General features: G+C 59.4%; 13 protein-coding genes. 4 read left to right on the top strand and 9 right to left on the bottom strand.

The features are described 5' to 3' along the window. Positions 1-2: 2 nt before the first annotated feature. The 6 genes from BACI9J_RS20470 to BACI9J_RS20445 are packed head-to-tail and all read right to left on the bottom strand — an operon-like array spanning position 3 to position 5,868. Positions 3-1,913, bottom strand: coding sequence for a hypothetical protein (locus tag BACI9J_RS20470; protein WP_236558792.1), 1,911 nt, complete (start codon positions 1,911-1,913; stop codon positions 3-5). Beyond that, on the bottom strand, positions 1,894-2,676 hold the full coding sequence (locus tag BACI9J_RS20465; protein ID WP_159735978.1) for a hypothetical protein: 783 nt from the start codon (positions 2,674-2,676) through the stop codon (positions 1,894-1,896). Before BACI9J_RS20465 ends, BACI9J_RS20470 begins: the two co-directional genes overlap by 20 nt. 3 nt (positions 2,677-2,679) lie before the next feature. Beyond that, positions 2,680-3,024 carry a hypothetical protein gene (locus BACI9J_RS20460; RefSeq protein ID WP_159735977.1) on the bottom strand — a complete coding sequence of 115 codons (345 nt, stop codon included), beginning with the start codon at positions 3,022-3,024 and terminating at the stop codon, positions 2,680-2,682. Positions 3,025-3,038: 14 nt separating this feature from the next. After that, on the bottom strand, positions 3,039-4,220 hold the full coding sequence (locus BACI9J_RS20455) for a MinD/ParA family ATP-binding protein (protein ID WP_159735976.1): 1,182 nt from the start codon (positions 4,218-4,220) through the stop codon (positions 3,039-3,041). 41 nt (positions 4,221-4,261) lie between these two features. After that, positions 4,262-4,795: a hypothetical protein gene (locus tag BACI9J_RS20450; RefSeq protein ID WP_159735975.1), complete on the bottom strand. Its 534-nt coding sequence runs from the start codon at positions 4,793-4,795 to the stop codon at positions 4,262-4,264. Next, positions 4,795-5,868 (bottom strand): M23 family metallopeptidase, encoded by a 1,074-nt coding sequence (locus tag BACI9J_RS20445; protein WP_159735974.1) that lies wholly within the window; start codon positions 5,866-5,868, stop codon positions 4,795-4,797. The genes BACI9J_RS20450 and BACI9J_RS20445 overlap by 1 nt, the downstream gene beginning before the upstream one ends. Positions 5,869-6,235: 367 nt before the next feature. On the opposite strand from BACI9J_RS20445, the gene BACI9J_RS20440 reads away from it, so the two are divergent. Further along, positions 6,236-6,571 (top strand): ArsR/SmtB family transcription factor, encoded by a 336-nt coding sequence (locus tag BACI9J_RS20440; RefSeq protein ID WP_159735973.1) that lies wholly within the window; start codon positions 6,236-6,238, stop codon positions 6,569-6,571. 187 nt (positions 6,572-6,758) lie between these two features. Next, complete coding sequence (locus BACI9J_RS20435) at positions 6,759-7,910, top strand: alpha/beta hydrolase family protein (protein WP_159735972.1); 1,152 nt, start codon at positions 6,759-6,761, stop codon at positions 7,908-7,910. Here the strand turns inward: BACI9J_RS20435 and BACI9J_RS20430 are convergent. From BACI9J_RS20430 to BACI9J_RS20420, 3 genes are read right to left on the bottom strand one after another with little or no spacing between them, the layout of a single operon-like run. Continuing rightward, complete coding sequence (locus BACI9J_RS20430; RefSeq protein ID WP_236558791.1) at positions 7,907-8,821, bottom strand: hypothetical protein; 915 nt, start codon at positions 8,819-8,821, stop codon at positions 7,907-7,909. The genes BACI9J_RS20435 and BACI9J_RS20430 overlap by 4 nt on opposite strands. A gap of 6 nt (positions 8,822-8,827) precedes the next feature. Beyond that, positions 8,828-9,274, bottom strand: a complete 447-nt coding sequence (locus BACI9J_RS20425) for a hypothetical protein (RefSeq protein ID WP_159735971.1) — start codon at positions 9,272-9,274, stop codon at positions 8,828-8,830. After that, a complete protein-coding gene (locus tag BACI9J_RS20420) occupies positions 9,271-9,720 on the bottom strand; it encodes a hypothetical protein (protein ID WP_159735970.1) in 450 nt (149 codons plus the stop codon). Before BACI9J_RS20420 ends, BACI9J_RS20425 begins: the two co-directional genes overlap by 4 nt. Positions 9,721-10,338: 618 nt before the next feature. Between BACI9J_RS20420 and BACI9J_RS20415 the strand changes: the two genes are divergently transcribed. Together BACI9J_RS20415 and BACI9J_RS20410 are read left to right on the top strand one after the other, a co-directional pair. Continuing rightward, on the top strand, positions 10,339-10,566 hold the full coding sequence (locus tag BACI9J_RS20415; RefSeq protein ID WP_079581835.1) for a hypothetical protein: 228 nt from the start codon (positions 10,339-10,341) through the stop codon (positions 10,564-10,566). A gap of 210 nt (positions 10,567-10,776) precedes the next feature. Continuing rightward, complete coding sequence (locus BACI9J_RS20410; RefSeq protein ID WP_442858652.1) at positions 10,777-12,618, top strand: MarR family transcriptional regulator; 1,842 nt, start codon at positions 10,777-10,779, stop codon at positions 12,616-12,618. The last annotated feature ends 1,921 nt before the right edge of the window (positions 12,619-14,539 follow it).

The following is a 14,539-nucleotide window of genomic DNA, read 5'->3' as shown; positions in this document are numbered from 1 at the left end:
TCTTACCGGCCACTGATGTGGTCGGTATCCGGAGCCATCGAACGCGCTGAGCGCTGGCCGCGCATGGAGGCCTGACGCGCCGCTTCCCGGCCCGCCAGCAGGAACGCCGTCGCGCCACCGGCTACGACCTTCGCCGATCCCCGTCCCACTGCCCCGGCCCCGGTCTTCAACGTCTGTGCTGCCTTTGCACCGCCGGTTCCGGCGCGGTCGGCTTTTTGCAACTCCCCGATCGTGCGGGTCTCCGGATGTCCCTGTCCTTGCGCCCGACCGCCTTGATGGTCCTGACCCGAGGGTGCAGCACCCTGCTCGGTAGGAACCCTGGAGGCCGCACTGCGGCGTCCTGAGACTCCCGAACCGTTCGATCCCAGCCCTGAACCGCCCTGACCTTCTGATTGCGTTGCCACCGACGAGGGGCCCTTCGTGGCGGCCCCGCCCCCGTAAAGACTCCCGCTCCGTCCGCCCGTAGCACCGGACTGTACCTGTGCGGTCCGGCGCTGCCTGATCGCCGAGGAAATCGCAGCGCCCGCGCCGGCGACCATGGCCGGCCCGGCGATCGACTGACGGCCCTCACCCAGGCTGGTCGAGGATGACGGCAGGATCGGGACGTACTTGTAAAGCATCGGCAGGGCGAAAGCCAGAACACACATCGCGGCCGCGGCCAGGAACACCGATGTCGCGTTCACCATGCCATCGTCCACGCCCTCGCCGCTAAACGCCGGACGTGAGGCGATATAGCTGAACACCGCTCCCATGAGAAGCAGCAGCAACGGCTTTGACAGGGAAATCCCGAGCCACAGCGCTCCGATCTTGCCCACGCGTTCGCGGTACTTCGGGTGGATCATGAACCCGACCATCAGTGCGATGCCCAAGCCCAGCAGGTATAGGGCCAACGGCTGGAGCGCGAGCAGCCCAAGCATGGCCCAGGCAGCGATGAACAGCAGCCCGAACAGCAAGACCGCCGCCAAGGGACCGAACGCACCGCTGGATTCGTACGACGCGAACCGGGAAATGGCGACCCCGAAGTCCGTGACCCTGCTGGAAGTCCAGAATGTGATCCCTTCAGTCAGCCCTGTCATCCATCCGTTGATCACGTAGCCGATAGCCGGCCCGAACAGCACCAGGAGCATGGACAACGGCCCGTACCAAAGCAAAGACGTCCGGGCGGAGTCCATATCGATCTCTTCGTTCGCAACGTCCTTCCAGAGCTTGAAATACATCAAGCCCATGACCAGGATCCCGATCCCGGCGAACACAGCCCACGTGGCACGGAAGGCGTCATCAATCTCGAATACCGAGATCTTCAAGAGGTTGTTCAGCACCTCGTCGGTGGACTTCACGCCCTCTGCCTTGACGGTGTTGGCGAACTTCTCAAACCCGTCCTTCGCGTTGGCGATGAACGCCACGGTATCGACCGTGCCCAGGACAACCTGACCGCCCGGCATTGCCGAGATGGTCGTCCGCATCACCACACCGGCAATCGGAGCGTACTTCTCCCACAGCGCTGAAGCCACGCAATAGGACACCGCCGCGTTAGGAGCCCCGGTTGTGGAAAGGCCACTGCAGAAACGAGGCTGTGTTCCGTCGTAGTCCAAGGACTGTTCGGGGGTGGTGAGAAATGCTCCGAAGGCCTTGGCAGCAGTGTTCTCACAGTTGCTTCCGCCCATAGTTCCGTAGAAGACCACGTTGCTGCACGCCTTCTTACCGTGCTCAAGGTTCAAGCGGTCCCTGATACCGTTCCGTTGTGCTTCCGGCAGCCCTGCAAGGCGTTTGAGCTGGTCCGCGTTTAGCTTCTCAGTCGTGTTTACTTCGTCTGCTGCCTCAGCGGGTCCAGCGAAAACGACGCCGAAGCCAAGGAACAGCGCCAGCAGGGCTGCGACGAGGCGTAACGCCCGGCTAGCGCTTAGCGTTTGCATACTCGACCCACCCCTCCTTGCTCTTGCCCTCGAAGACCCAGTTCACTAGCGACTCGTCCAGAACCGGGATGGCACCCGTTGGGCCTTTAGGGTCTTGCCCTCCAGGCCCTGCATCCTTGACCCTGCCTCCGAACGACGGGTCGTCGGCTTTCGGCGTAGCGTCCGTAATTTTCCAGTCGCCATCCCATCCGAGCTGCATCGTGACAGTTCCGAAGCTTGCCAACGGGACGCTGTCAGTTCGGCCATCAAGAGAGCCGGTGAAGACCTGGACCACGGCCTTCTTCTTTTCTTCGCAGCCCGCCAGCCGGTACATGCCCCCAGCACTAACGTCGGATCGCTGTATCCATCCACCTTCAAACGCTCCAGGAGGCTGCTCTTTCAGTCCGGCCAGGGTGTCCCCAGCCAAGGTGGCCGTAGCAAACCATGGACCAGTTTCTGAGAGCTCCTTCAGCGTCTTCTTCTGTTGGGCCCAAGTGGTGACGTTGACGTCCCTGAGAAGGTGGGTATAGTTGGCGGCTGCTTGGGCGGCTGAGTCGCAGCTGCCGTTGTAGCCGGTGATGGTCTTGCCGTCACTGGCGGTTTTAGTCCCGCCTTCACCGATCTTGATCCCGGAGACAGGGAACCCGAACTTCCCGGACGCCTGCAGAGAGCTGGGGTCATCCGGCTTGGCCGCCGGTGCCGGTGGGTTCAGCAGGACGACGGCAACAGCGATGACCAGGATCACCGCCCCCAAGGCTGTGAGGAGTTTCCAGTGTTTCCGCATGGGCTAGGCTCCTGCAGCCGTGGCGAGGGCCAGGATGCCGCCGATGATAACGCTGGCTCCTGCTGCTGCACCGAAGGCGATGCCGGTCTTCTTGGCCCCGGCTGCGCCGTCTTCAAGGTCGTCGGAGTGGCCGCGATTGCGGGCGATTCCCCACTTCATGAGGTTCCAAATGAACGCCCCGGCCAGAAGAATCAGAGCAAGAGCCCAGAGTGCGCCGAGGACCATTTGGACGGCTCCTTCGAATTTCACGCCGAGGACGTCAATGCTGGGTGTTACGCCGTCCAGCGGGTTGTCGATCAGGGGCACAGCTGTGCGGATGGTGATTTCGTTGCTGATGGTGCTGAACATGTTTTTCCTGCTCCTTAGAAGTTGGTGGTCTTGGTAGATGTGGTGCGGTCAATGGCAAGGAGCCCTTCAGCGATTTCCGCTGAGGCACGTTCGAAGGCCCGGCGGGCCGGGTCACCGACGAGCTGCCAGTCGATGATCGAGCCGGTATCCAGCGCACCGTCATAAGGGATGTCGATCAGGACCCGGACCGCGGAGGCCAGGTTCTGGCGAAGCTCTGCCTGCTCGGCTGCGGAGACTTTCGCTCCGCCGCCCTGGGTGACCAGGACTACGGCGTTGCTCACCAGGTCTTTGTAGTGCGGGTTGCCGGTTCGCTCGGACATGGATTCGAGCTGTTCGATCATCCGCAGGGCGGAGACGACAGCGTTGCGCTTCAGCGTTGTGGGGATCACCAGCTGGTCGGTGACCTCGATCGAGGCGAGCCAGTTCGCTGAGCGGGTGTTGTTCCCGGTGTCCACGATGATGGTGTCGTAGAAACGGCTGACCACCGTGTGGATGCGGTTGAACTCATCGGCACCAATGGACTTCATCCGGTCCGCGTCCTCGTCCGCGACCAACACGGAGAACTGGTTGTTCCCCTGATGACGGGTGTAGTAAGACAGCTCACCCTTTCGGGCGGTGACGGTCTCGAAAGACTCCAGGACGTTCAACAGATCCCAGACAGTGCGGGTGGAATCGTTTGCGTTGGTGCGGACGCCGGCGGTGCCCATCATTTCGTTGTTGTCCCACACCAGCGTCTGCTGACCTGAGTGGATCCCGAACGTGGAGCCCAGCCCGACGCTGCACATCGTCTTGCCCACCCCACCCAGGGGCTGGGCGACCATGATCTGCATCGGACGGGAGTACACCCGCTGGATCGCGGACAAGTCCGCCCGGCGCGCCAACTCGGCCGCGCCCACCTTCGGACGGATCAGACCGAAGCTGACCGCCCGCAGGAATGCCTGCCAGCCGGAGGCCGGCGGCAACTGGTCGTTCACGTTCTCCTTGCGCAACACAGCTGCGCTGCGGCGGCCACTGACCAGCGGAGCTTCGCGGTGATCAACTACCGTTTCAGCCTTCGGTTCGGCTGCAGCCGGTTCGGAGTCCGGTACGGCGTGGATGATCGTGGCCGGATCCGTTGCAATTGCTTCGGGTTCGGTGTCGATCAGGCTGATGGGTGCGCGGCTCTTCCGTTCGCTCCCTTGCCAGTTCGTGCTCATCGGATGGTTCCTCTCGCTCGGTTCAGGTTCGGTCGTTGGGTTCATGACGTCGGTTCTTGCGGGGAGATCGCTGTGACCAGCCAGGGCTGCTGCTGCCCGGACCGGTGCAGGAGCATCGTCCAGCGGCCCGCATCCGTGGAGAACGTTGCGGTAACCGTCAGCGGGTTGCCGGCATCCCGGCTGATGGCCGGCCCGTCCGTGACTTTGCGGCTGGGCACCCTGGCCGGGTCGATGTACTTCGCATCCTCGGCATATTCCGGTGCGAGATGCGGGGCGAGGTCCGCGAACCACGCTGTCTCCGGAACATCGGGACGGGCAAACAGGCCCATAACCTTGGCAGCGGTGTCCTTAACCGACTTCTCCGCGGCGGCATCCCACGTCACCTCGGGGACGCCGTAGTGCTCATCGGCGCCGTGGTCGTGGCCGTCGTCGGCATGGTGGCTCTCCTGGCCGGCCTGTCCTGTGTTCACCGTGGGGGTCGAACCGGTCGCGGGTTCGGTGCTGGCGTTTCCGGCGCAGGCACTCAAGGAGAGCGCGGCGGCAAGTGCGGCTGTGAGTGCGAGGTGCTTGCGCATCAGAGAAGGCCTTTCTCTTTCATGATCGGGGCCGGGTCGATGGTGGGATTGATCGGGACCATGGGGTTGGGCAAGGCGCCGGCGAAGAACTCCATGTGGAGGTGGCGGCCGGTGACGTTGCCCGTTGCGCCTTCGGTGCCCAACGGTGTTCCGGCGGCCACGGTGTCGCCTTCCTTGACCTTCACCGACCCGGCTTCCATGTGGTACATGCCGATCGTGAGCTTTCCATCCACGGTCTGCCCGGTCACGCCGGTGCCGAACAGGCCATCAAGATTGCGGACCTTGACGATCTTCATATCCGTCAGGGCAACGATCGTTCCCGGCCCTCCGGGATGAAAGAAGTCAATGCCGTAGTGGAAGTTGGCCAGCACTCCCCCGGCAGTGCCGGGAGGTGCAGGACGGGGACCGTAGCCGCTGCTGTTGATCGCCCCTTCCATGGGCTTGACCCAGTTACCGGCCAAGTCCCCGACAACCTGGTTGCCTTCAGCCGGGCACACACCAGAAGGGTCCACCGCTGCGCCGGACTCTCCACCCAAGGCTTTGAAAACTTCCGTCGCCTGTGCCCGGAACTTCGTGTAATGGTTCGGATCAGCGTTCCGCTGCGTCCGGTGGATAGCGATGGTCGGCTCCATGGTTTTCCAACCTTGGACGCGCTGAAGGGCCTTGAAGAAATTCGTCGCCGAAATGGTGGGATCCATCCGGTCCGCATACGATCCCCACGCACCGTTGGCACGCTGCTGGAACAAACCACGAGAATCCGGGCCTGCCCCGTCACCGTAGTCAACGACGCGGAGTGTGGACTCACCGATTGCGGTTTGTATCCCGATCAGCTGCGCCGCGACCGGGAGCTTTAGTGACTTGGCGGCGTTCATGATCGCCTGGGCGTTCTTCATCTGCTCGGCATCAAACCCGGCCACTCCCCCGGCAGGGGCAGGACCAGCAGCCACACCGGCAGGTGCCGCGCACGATGATGCCGCCTGCGCCGGATCACTGTCATCCAGAACAACAGTCACCAAACCAGCCGTCAGCAGGGCAACGATCGAGGCACCGGTAATGACTTTACGAGTGGTCATCGCTCCACCACCGAGCGGTGCCTGCGGCAGTTAGGCAGTGGCGCGTTTAACGGCCGCTGTGTACCGAATGGCAGCATGTTCTTCAAAACCTGTCCCTCCCCCATGGGCATTGCTTCTTGTCTACTGCCAGCTACTGGCAATCAAGTCCGCGCTGCCGTGCCATTTCTTCTCTTGCTCCAACCAAGATGCTTGTCACATCGTCAGCATGAGACGCATCTCGTCCTTCGGCAGGATCCCCTTCGAAGGACGTTGCGCCTCTTTCTTTCGAGTAAGGCCTACAACTTGACTGTAGCTCAAAGTTAATCATTTAGCGATACACTTGGATCTGCGACTCAGAGCTATCCGAATAATCGGGCAAGATAGACGCATGCCGCGCCTCATCCAGCCCAATCATCCGCAGGAGGTTGAGGCAGCCATCGAAGTTCTCGGAAATCGAGCCCACGCGGCCATACTGCGTTACCTGCATCAGAACGGCCCCTGCACCACCGGCGAAATCCTCAAGGGTATTGTCCTGGACGACAACAGGAAGCTGACCCGACCCAGTCTTCAACACCACCTGGAAGCCCTCGAAGCTTCCGGTGTCGTCACGGCCGACTTTCCCGCAGGTCAACGGCATGGCAAGCGCGTGAAGTACGAGGCCAATATTGATGCCGTGGAGTTCGAGATGCTTCCTGCCTATGTCAACTACCTCCGCGGTAGATGAACGCCGCAGTCATAACAAGCCTTGTCAAATAGCAATACCTTCTTGTTTCACTAAGCACGTTACATGCCTGTAGTGAACATGTGCAACGCTTGTAGTGAGCATGTTCTACGCCGTCACCAGGCAGTAAGGGACGTTACGATGTCTGGGTCCCCTTTCCCCTTGATCCGCCTTGGAGGACGAAGACCCAATGCTGACGAAACGGCGCATCCTGAGCTGCCTGGCGTTCCTTGTGCCGGCCGCAGGACTATCCGGGTTCGCCGTCGTCATGGCTCGGAAAATCGTCAAGCGAGGCCCAAAGGACTACCGCCGGGCAGAGATGGTGGACGGCGGACGTCGCGTCCGCATTGACTTGGACGACTACACCAAAGCCCCAGGTGACTTCGGCGTGTTCGACCCAGTGACGGCCAAATACACGCGCGTCGGTGAGGTCACCCTGATCGACGAGGAACAAAAATTCGTAGAAAGGCTGCTCGATCAGTCAAGCTCTACGCCGGGAGGTCTGGGCCCAATCGTCGATTGGACCCCCGACGTTTTCTTCGAGCCCGCTGCCGTCCGCGGTCACTATCAAGAGGTGGATGTCCCCACCGAGTACGGCGCGGCGCCGGCATGGCTATTTGAGGCCGCAAATCAGGACGTGTGGGTGATCCATATCCATGGCAGCTGGACGGACCGCTCGATCATGTTCCGAGACGTCCATGCATTCAGCTCCTTGGGATTCACATCTCTGGTTCCCACTTTTCGCAGTGACGTCGAGGTCAGCCCGCCCCAGGCGGAATCGAGTCACCTGGGGCAAACGGAATGGCGTGACGTGGAAAGTGCCGTGTCCTACGCCGTTGCTCAGGGAGCCAAGCGCGTCATCCTCTCCGGCTGGTCCATGGGTGGGACCATGGCCCTGCTCACGGCAGAGCGCAGCGCCCACCGGGACAGGATCATCGGGCTCGTCCTGGTGGGTCCCGTCACCAGCTGGCGGAAAGCCATTACAGCAGGAGCAGTGCGGGCCCGGGTGCCGGCGGTTGGTGTCGGCCTTGTTATGCGCCTGTTGGGTTCCCCCTTGTTCGCGAGGATGCTCGGGCTGGAAGAACCGATTGATTTCGATGCGCTCGATTGGGTGGACGTAGCCAACAGGGTGGATGTCCCTACCCTGGTCTTGCACTCGACCGCTGATCAAGAGGTTCCTTGGGAGATCTCGGCCGCGTTCCAACGCGCGAATCCGGCCACCGTCACCTTGATATCACTACCCGAGGCTCACCACACCCAGGAGTGGAACGCCTCGCCTTCTACCTTCACCAAGGAACTGACCAGGTGGGTCAGGGACACGATCTTGACCGATCAGAGCTAGGTCCGTGCGTCGAGCTTGGCTTCGATGTGGCTGATCCTGCCTTGAACAGAATCCGGGAAGTCCATCAAGTTCACCCGCTCGTAGTTGTGCAGAACAATGAGGCTTTTGTAGACGCCGTTTTCGAGCGTTTCGTTGAAGAGATCCCAGGCCGGACTGACTCGTGACCGATCGGCACGGACGCGCATCCTCAACGCGGTCAGCCACAGGGCATCGATCATCCAGAGACGCAATCTGGGCAGCTGCTTCGACAGGAAGAGAATCAACCATCCCGCGGCGGTCACTGAAAGGCCTACATAGAAAAGACGGTCAAACCAGGCGCCGATATCCCGGGCTAGGGCGTCCCAGGGCGAGAAATAGAACAGCACCACGTATGTGATGTGGCACGAAACGGCGACCGCAACCACCAGCAGGCCCGCTGAGAATGTGGCGTACAGTCCCTTGGCTTTGTGCCGAAGCATGTAGATGATCCTGAGGACGGTGAACAACAGCGCCAGCATGTACATGCCGCTGTACACGGCGGTAGCGAGCTGGTCCATGCGGGTATCAATGAAGTCCGCGGCCGTTGGAGCTTTGTCCTGGATCAGGGCGAAGCTGGCAACCATGATGGGAATGCTCAGCAACGGCGCGTAGTAGGTCCATCTGATCATGGGTACGTTCGCCAGACGCCGCACGCTGTCATTGAAGAAGAAGATTGCCAAGAGCGCGAAGGCAGCCTGGAGCAGGTTCGTCACATTGATGCCACCGAGGTAGCGGTCAATATCCTCCAACGGTGTAACCGTTCCCAAAACATAGAGTGCCGCGAGCCCGAAGATCGATGCCACCCACGAGGCCCGGGATTCCGCGACCTTGACCACCGAGGGGATCCGAAGGAGGCATAGGGCGCTCAGCAGCCCAAAGAGCAACAGTTTCATGGTTTATCAGAGGAAAGGATCAAGATCGGACGAGCTGCGTGAACGTGTCTTCTTCGACATCTCGAACGCGAAATCCTCCACCCACCGCTCGACAGGGTGGTTCGGAACCGACCGGCAGGTGATGCTAATCGCGTCCGCGGTTTCCCTCAGCATTTCTCCAGAGAGATCCGGCAGGGCAAGGGCTACCTGAAGGCTCTCCAGGTAGATGTGTCCGAGCTCGTGATAGATGCAGTGGAGCTTGTACTGCTGGGAATTTTGCGGCGGGAAATACACGTTGATGCGATCTTCAAATTCGGCCTTGAATGCCGTCAGTGAACCCCAGGACTCGTTGTACTCGATCAGATTGATCGGTTTCTCGCAGATCACGGTCAGGCGTTCGACGACTTCCGCCATCGATGTCGTGCCGTCACCGCACAACTCCCGAACCTTGTCCTGGACAGGTGGGAGGGTCATTCATCCTCACCGTTCATCGACGAGTCGATAATCCTCGTGATCATCCTCAGTGTTTCCGGTGACGTCGCGCCCAGGTTTCTCGCGGCAAAGTTCTTCACCTTGAGCTTGCGCATCTGCACAAGGAACTCCATCCGTGCTTCTACCTCGGGAGGAGTCTCACTGTTGAGGTCAACGAGATAGCTTGCCGGCACTCCAAAAACGAACTCCGCGACGCCCTTCAGAAGTTCCTGATCGGTCACCAGGCTGCCCGTGCCATTGATCAAATATGACCACCGTGTCCGCGACAGGTGGATCCCGTTGGCAGAAAGTGATTCCTCCACGTGATTGTACGTAAGCGCCGCGTTGTTGTCTGACTCCCAGATATCCACCAAGATGCCCATTCGATCCGCCAGGCGCTCCTTCTTCTGCTGTTGCGTAAGGAACACGCTACGACCCCCATTTGCCATCTCAAAGCTCCTTCAGCCAAGGTCAGCTGCTTATGATGCGACTGCTACAGAGCAGGCGGACAGCCAACATCAGATTTTACCTGATGACACTCGTAGCATATAGGCCATGAGTTAGAACCGGGTTGTACATGTGCGAAGCACGTAGGTAGGCTGTCGCGTACTTGATTTCTTGGGGGAATCAAGTCGCCACATGCCGCGGGATGTGAACGTCTGCAACTTGTCTGAAGCCGGGTTAGGGTGATGCGAACATGGACCTATCAAAGCGTTTGCGGACGCTTGAAATTAGATATGCCACGCTCAGCCCCCTTTTCTGTCCCAAGGGCTCCGCGGCGACACGCCCAACGCGGGTCTGCATCGCATGTTGTCCATAATCGGGCGCGCTGACGCTGCATGGAGACCTCCATGCAGATGGTTCCGCCATTAGACCCTGTTTCTGTTTCAACACGCCGGAGGGTGTTTCTGTTTCAATGCCACTGCCGGAAGACGCGCGATGGTAGTTTCAGTTTCAGAGAAGGCCGGTTGTATAGCAGCCGCCTACTTAGGGCCAGGTGGCACTTGGTTCGACCAATCTATTGAAGTAGCGGCGGCCTCCGCAGCCGAGTTCAAAGGACAGGGATGATGGCTCCAGTTACACGTACAGGCAGACGCTCCAAAGGCGACCGCAAATTCGTCGGATTCCGCATCGCAACACCTAAAGCGGATGCAATGGACCAGATTGCTAAGGCAGAGGGCTACCAGTACGTAAGCGACTGGCTGTCAGATTTGGTTGAAGAACGCCTGGCCAATACCAAGCTGCACGCAGTTCCCCAGCAGGAGGAGTTCCCGCTTGGGCGCTTAGCCTCATAACGAGGAAGGCCCGCATTAGGCGGGCCTTCGAAGCTAGTGACTTACATTCTGGATTGCTTCCCGGCGCTCAGACTGTAAGTCGTGAAGGTTGATCTTTTCAGATTCACCTTTGTCTTGCTATAAAACCGGTCTTGGCGGGCCGGCCCTTTGTTGTCCCTCTGACAGGACCTCCTCGAAAGGATTGCTCTCATCGTACAACAGCACGCTCGCGTGCTGCCAGCAGTCGTACCCGCTGGCGTGTCTCGCGACCATTCCCCGACCGCTGCCGCCGCGCAGGCGTGGGCCTCACTGGCGCCTCTTCTCGCAGGTCAACCCCGTATTCGCATATCCCGAGACGGCGGTAAGACCTATCCCCAAAAGCACGAGCGCGCTCTGACTGAGACGCTCCCCACGTTTCCTGCGGCAGTTCGGATCTTCGGGAAAGACGGCAGCTGCTCTGCCCTCTTCCTGGATTTCGACTCCTCTATTGCAGGTATCGACTGGGTGGAAGCAGACGTGAAGTCCCTCCAATCGTGGCTGCACAGCTGTGGCGCTCGGTGGATTGAAGATCACTCGCCCAATGGCGGCCGACACGTCTACATACCACTGGAGAAAAGGGTTTCCTTTTCAGAGGCACGCGATGTTGTCGAGGCACTCGGCTCTCGCTACCGGACATTGGATAAATCTCCGCACCAGAACCTTCTTCACGGTTGCATGCGTACACCAGGATCACCTCACAAGCGCGGCGGCCACCAGGTACTCGCCATGAGCCTCAGCATGGCGTACGACATTGCAAAACGCCCAAACACGGTTCGGGTCTGGGACTCAATACGCCAAGACTTGAGCGATGAAATCGCCAGTGTACGGGCCTTGAGGCTGGAACAGCCGCTTTCCTGGGAAAACAGAGACCCGGACGCACCGCAGACGATCGGACGGATGTCCAGGCTAATGCAGCAGATGGCGCTGTCGGGTCTGTACGACGCGAACCGGTACGCCTCGGACTCGGAAGCCCGTCAGGCTGTCTTGACCGCAGCGGCCGCCGCTGGAATGAAACTTGTCGAGGTTCAACGACGGTTCCTCCAAGGCGTCTGGCCCGGACTCGCATCGTTCTACGCCCGCTACGCTCCCCATCACCGGCTCCCCTCCCTGAAGCGGGACTGGAACAACGCGATCGACTACCTACGAAAAAACCAAGGCCCAAGGACTGGGAATAACAATGCCCGCAAATCCCCCACAAGCCGGCCAAATACACAGCCCCTACTAGGAACACCCTCAAACCCAGATTCGAGTAGTGAGCACCGTTACCTGCGATCTTGGAGAAACGCCCTGTCCCTGAGAGAGCCTGCATACGCCAGCTCCCGCACCGGCCTGGCACGTCGGATGGTGTTAAGAGCGTTGGGCGCGGCCGCCCACATGACAGCGTCTCGATTTGTTGAGTTTGGTGATCGATCAATCGCGGTGGCGACTGGACTGGATCACACAACTGTGGGCGCTCACTTGCGGGCTTTGCGTGCTGAGAATGACCCGCTGGTGACGTTGGTAGAACGTGGCCGGGGAACTAAAGGTGATCTGTACATGCTGACGATCCCCGAAGGACTTCGCTCAGCAGCAGAGGATCTAACCTGGCGAAAGGGAAAGATTCATTCGCTCAGGCCGGTTTTCAGGGAGCTGGGTTTGCCGGCGGCATTCGTTTACGAAGCCTTGGAGAGCACGCCAGGGCTCACAACGACGGAATTGGTCGCTCAGACAAAGCTGTCCAGAACCGCCGTTGGCGAAAGCCTCGAGGTCCTGGCAGCATGGAATATGATCTCAAGGAATGGCGCCCGATCTTGGGTGATCGTAGCTGCGACCTCCCTCCAGGAGCTCGCAGAATGCTTTGGTGTGGTGGAAGCTGTAGCTGCCCAACTCCAGAGATATCGCATTGAACGAATAGTGTGGCGGGAGTGGCTTTCAAAGAACGTGAACACAGTAGCGGAGCTCCTCTCCCCCACAGATGATTACCCTTGGGAAGCCTTCGAGGGGCCACCTGATGAATGGACCCTAGCTGATATGGCCTTCACCAGGGGGGTGTAAGCAGCTGCCGGATGATCCTGGCAACTGAGAAAGGCGGGGCTTCCTAAGGCATCATAGTCGTCAAGTTTATGCCACAGTTAGCGCCATAAGCCACATTGGAATGCTGCTATGAATCGCTCGGTCCAGGTTTCCGGGAATACGAGTCGCTGACCTGCGAACTCACTTGGCGTAGAAGTAAGGTACCCGCCATCCGTACGGTCTTCCCGGCCACGGATGACTGAGTCGGCGTTGCCTATGACGCCACCGAAGGGGCAAGCACTCCCCTACCCGGCCGGTACTGCTCGGACACCGGCAGTAGCCTCAGCGCGTGTTCTATTGTTTGGGTGGAGCTGGAAAGTCTGCGCATGAAGGGTCGCGAGTGACACCCTCTAGTTTTTAGCCGACTGTCCAGGAGTCCTTGATGACTACCTTTGCTAGATCTGCCGTAACCGTCGCGAAGGCCGAGCCTGACATGCTTGCCTGGACCGGTTCTTGCAGGTGCAGGTCGAGGAAGCTGGCGTTTGCGACTCTGAAGTGGAAGAACGCTGGCCGCCCTCGACAATCACGCACACTTTTTGTGTGCAGAGTGAGGAACACTGGGCAGTACCGAGTAGGAATGGCGTGTTTCGGCACGCTGCACAGCTATGGCTCTAGCCATGGTCCGTCTTTCAGGAGCCTGGTGTTAGGATTTCCACCGCTCATGAGCTGATTGTCTGCTGACTTCTAGCGCGTGTCCGATTCGGGCCCAGGAGACGCCCGCAGATCGCGCCGACTGCACTCCCCTGCTCACGCGCGCCTCTGCTATCTTCAACACTCGGAATGCGGCCTGCAGTTCGGAAATTGCTGAAGCGGGAATTGCATGGGCTGTCCACTCAAGGCGCATGGTGTCCTCAACAATGACGGATGGCACGGCCACACCAAGAAGGGGTACAAAAGCACGGCGCTTTGAAAGGCTAGCTTCTGAGGATGTCGGAACTCGTTTCCAGAAGGGACCGAACCAGCCGCAGGCACATAGTGAACGCCAGCCTACAACTCTGTCATCTGAGATAATCTCTTGGTCAGCGTGAACTGGATGTCGTGGGAAACTGCCCGAGATACCTTGAACCGAAGGGCTGCCCGTTCTGATGTCTCCTGTGATGCGCCCGTCTGGAGCAACGGCGCCTGGCCATCCTTCGTGAATCCCATCCTGCATATCCCAGTTCATACGTCTGCGCCCCTCTATGTTCCGGCGTGGTTTCGACTTGAGTCTGCCTCAGATGATGTCAGGAAATCCTGACATCAGAATACTGCAGCAGCTCTTAGAACTGTCTTGGGTGGGGCAATTACTCGGTCGATGTAGCCGGGTAATTGCTGGCCATGGACCCGCTTCTGGACCTTCAACGGGAGTTGTGGACTGAAGGCGCACCACCGGTAGCAGTTTGATACTAATTCAATATTGAAGTGATATCAGGTCGATGCAGGTACATGGCCTCTCCCCCATCGCTACCTTTGCTTGTGCAGGCGAGGTCCTGGCCATGGCGGCTACTGGCCGCAACCTGATAGTAGTTCGAAAGTGATATCAAAATGCTATCGCGGCGGTACTGGTTTGATACCGTCCTTCCTCTTGTTTCCTTGGTGTGGGGCCCATCGGAGGAGTATTGAACTACTAGCTTTTCGATAGTGCTTTGATAGCACTTTCAAAGTGCTAGCTGTTCCATACCAAGGTCGGCAGGTGGGTGGCAACGGGAGGAGGTTCCGGGATCTCGATCTGATAGCGATTTGATACCACCTCGAAAGTGATATCAAAATGCTATCGCGGCGGTACTGGTTTGATACCGTCCTTCCTCTTGTTTCCTTGGTGTGGGGCCCATCGGAGGAGTATTGAACTACTAGCTTTTCGATAGTGCTTTGATAGCACTTTCAAAGTGCTAGCTGTTCCATACCAAGGTCGGCAGGTGGGTGG

Source organism: Arthrobacter sp. 9V (genome assembly GCF_902506065.1).
Lineage (GTDB): Bacteria > Actinomycetota > Actinomycetes > Actinomycetales > Micrococcaceae > Arthrobacter.
This window is presented reverse-complemented; position numbering and strand designations above follow the sequence as displayed.

What these genes read in the sequence shown, in the direction of transcription:
- BACI9J_RS20470 (WP_236558792.1), bottom strand. Translation starts at nt 1,913, where the DNA reads ATGCAAACGCTAAGCGCTAGCCGGGCGTTACGCCTCGTCGCAGCCCTG.
- BACI9J_RS20465 (WP_159735978.1), bottom strand. Translation starts at nt 2,676, where the DNA reads ATGCGGAAACACTGGAAACTCCTCACAGCCTTGGGGGCGGTGATCCTG.
- BACI9J_RS20460 (WP_159735977.1), bottom strand. Translation starts at nt 3,024, where the DNA reads ATGTTCAGCACCATCAGCAACGAAATCACCATCCGCACAGCTGTGCCC.
- BACI9J_RS20455 (WP_159735976.1), bottom strand. Translation starts at nt 4,220, where the DNA reads ATGAGCACGAACTGGCAAGGGAGCGAACGGAAGAGCCGCGCACCCATC.
- BACI9J_RS20450 (WP_159735975.1), bottom strand. Translation starts at nt 4,795, where the DNA reads ATGCGCAAGCACCTCGCACTCACAGCCGCACTTGCCGCCGCGCTCTCC.
- BACI9J_RS20445 (WP_159735974.1), bottom strand. Translation starts at nt 5,868, where the DNA reads ATGACCACTCGTAAAGTCATTACCGGTGCCTCGATCGTTGCCCTGCTG.
- BACI9J_RS20440 (WP_159735973.1), top strand. Translation starts at nt 6,236, where the DNA reads ATGCCGCGCCTCATCCAGCCCAATCATCCGCAGGAGGTTGAGGCAGCC.
- BACI9J_RS20435 (WP_159735972.1), top strand. Translation starts at nt 6,759, where the DNA reads ATGCTGACGAAACGGCGCATCCTGAGCTGCCTGGCGTTCCTTGTGCCG.
- BACI9J_RS20430 (WP_236558791.1), bottom strand. Translation starts at nt 8,821, where the DNA reads ATGAAACTGTTGCTCTTTGGGCTGCTGAGCGCCCTATGCCTCCTTCGG.
- BACI9J_RS20425 (WP_159735971.1), bottom strand. Translation starts at nt 9,274, where the DNA reads ATGACCCTCCCACCTGTCCAGGACAAGGTTCGGGAGTTGTGCGGTGAC.
- BACI9J_RS20420 (WP_159735970.1), bottom strand. Translation starts at nt 9,720, where the DNA reads ATGGCAAATGGGGGTCGTAGCGTGTTCCTTACGCAACAGCAGAAGAAG.
- BACI9J_RS20415 (WP_079581835.1), top strand. Translation starts at nt 10,339, where the DNA reads ATGGCTCCAGTTACACGTACAGGCAGACGCTCCAAAGGCGACCGCAAA.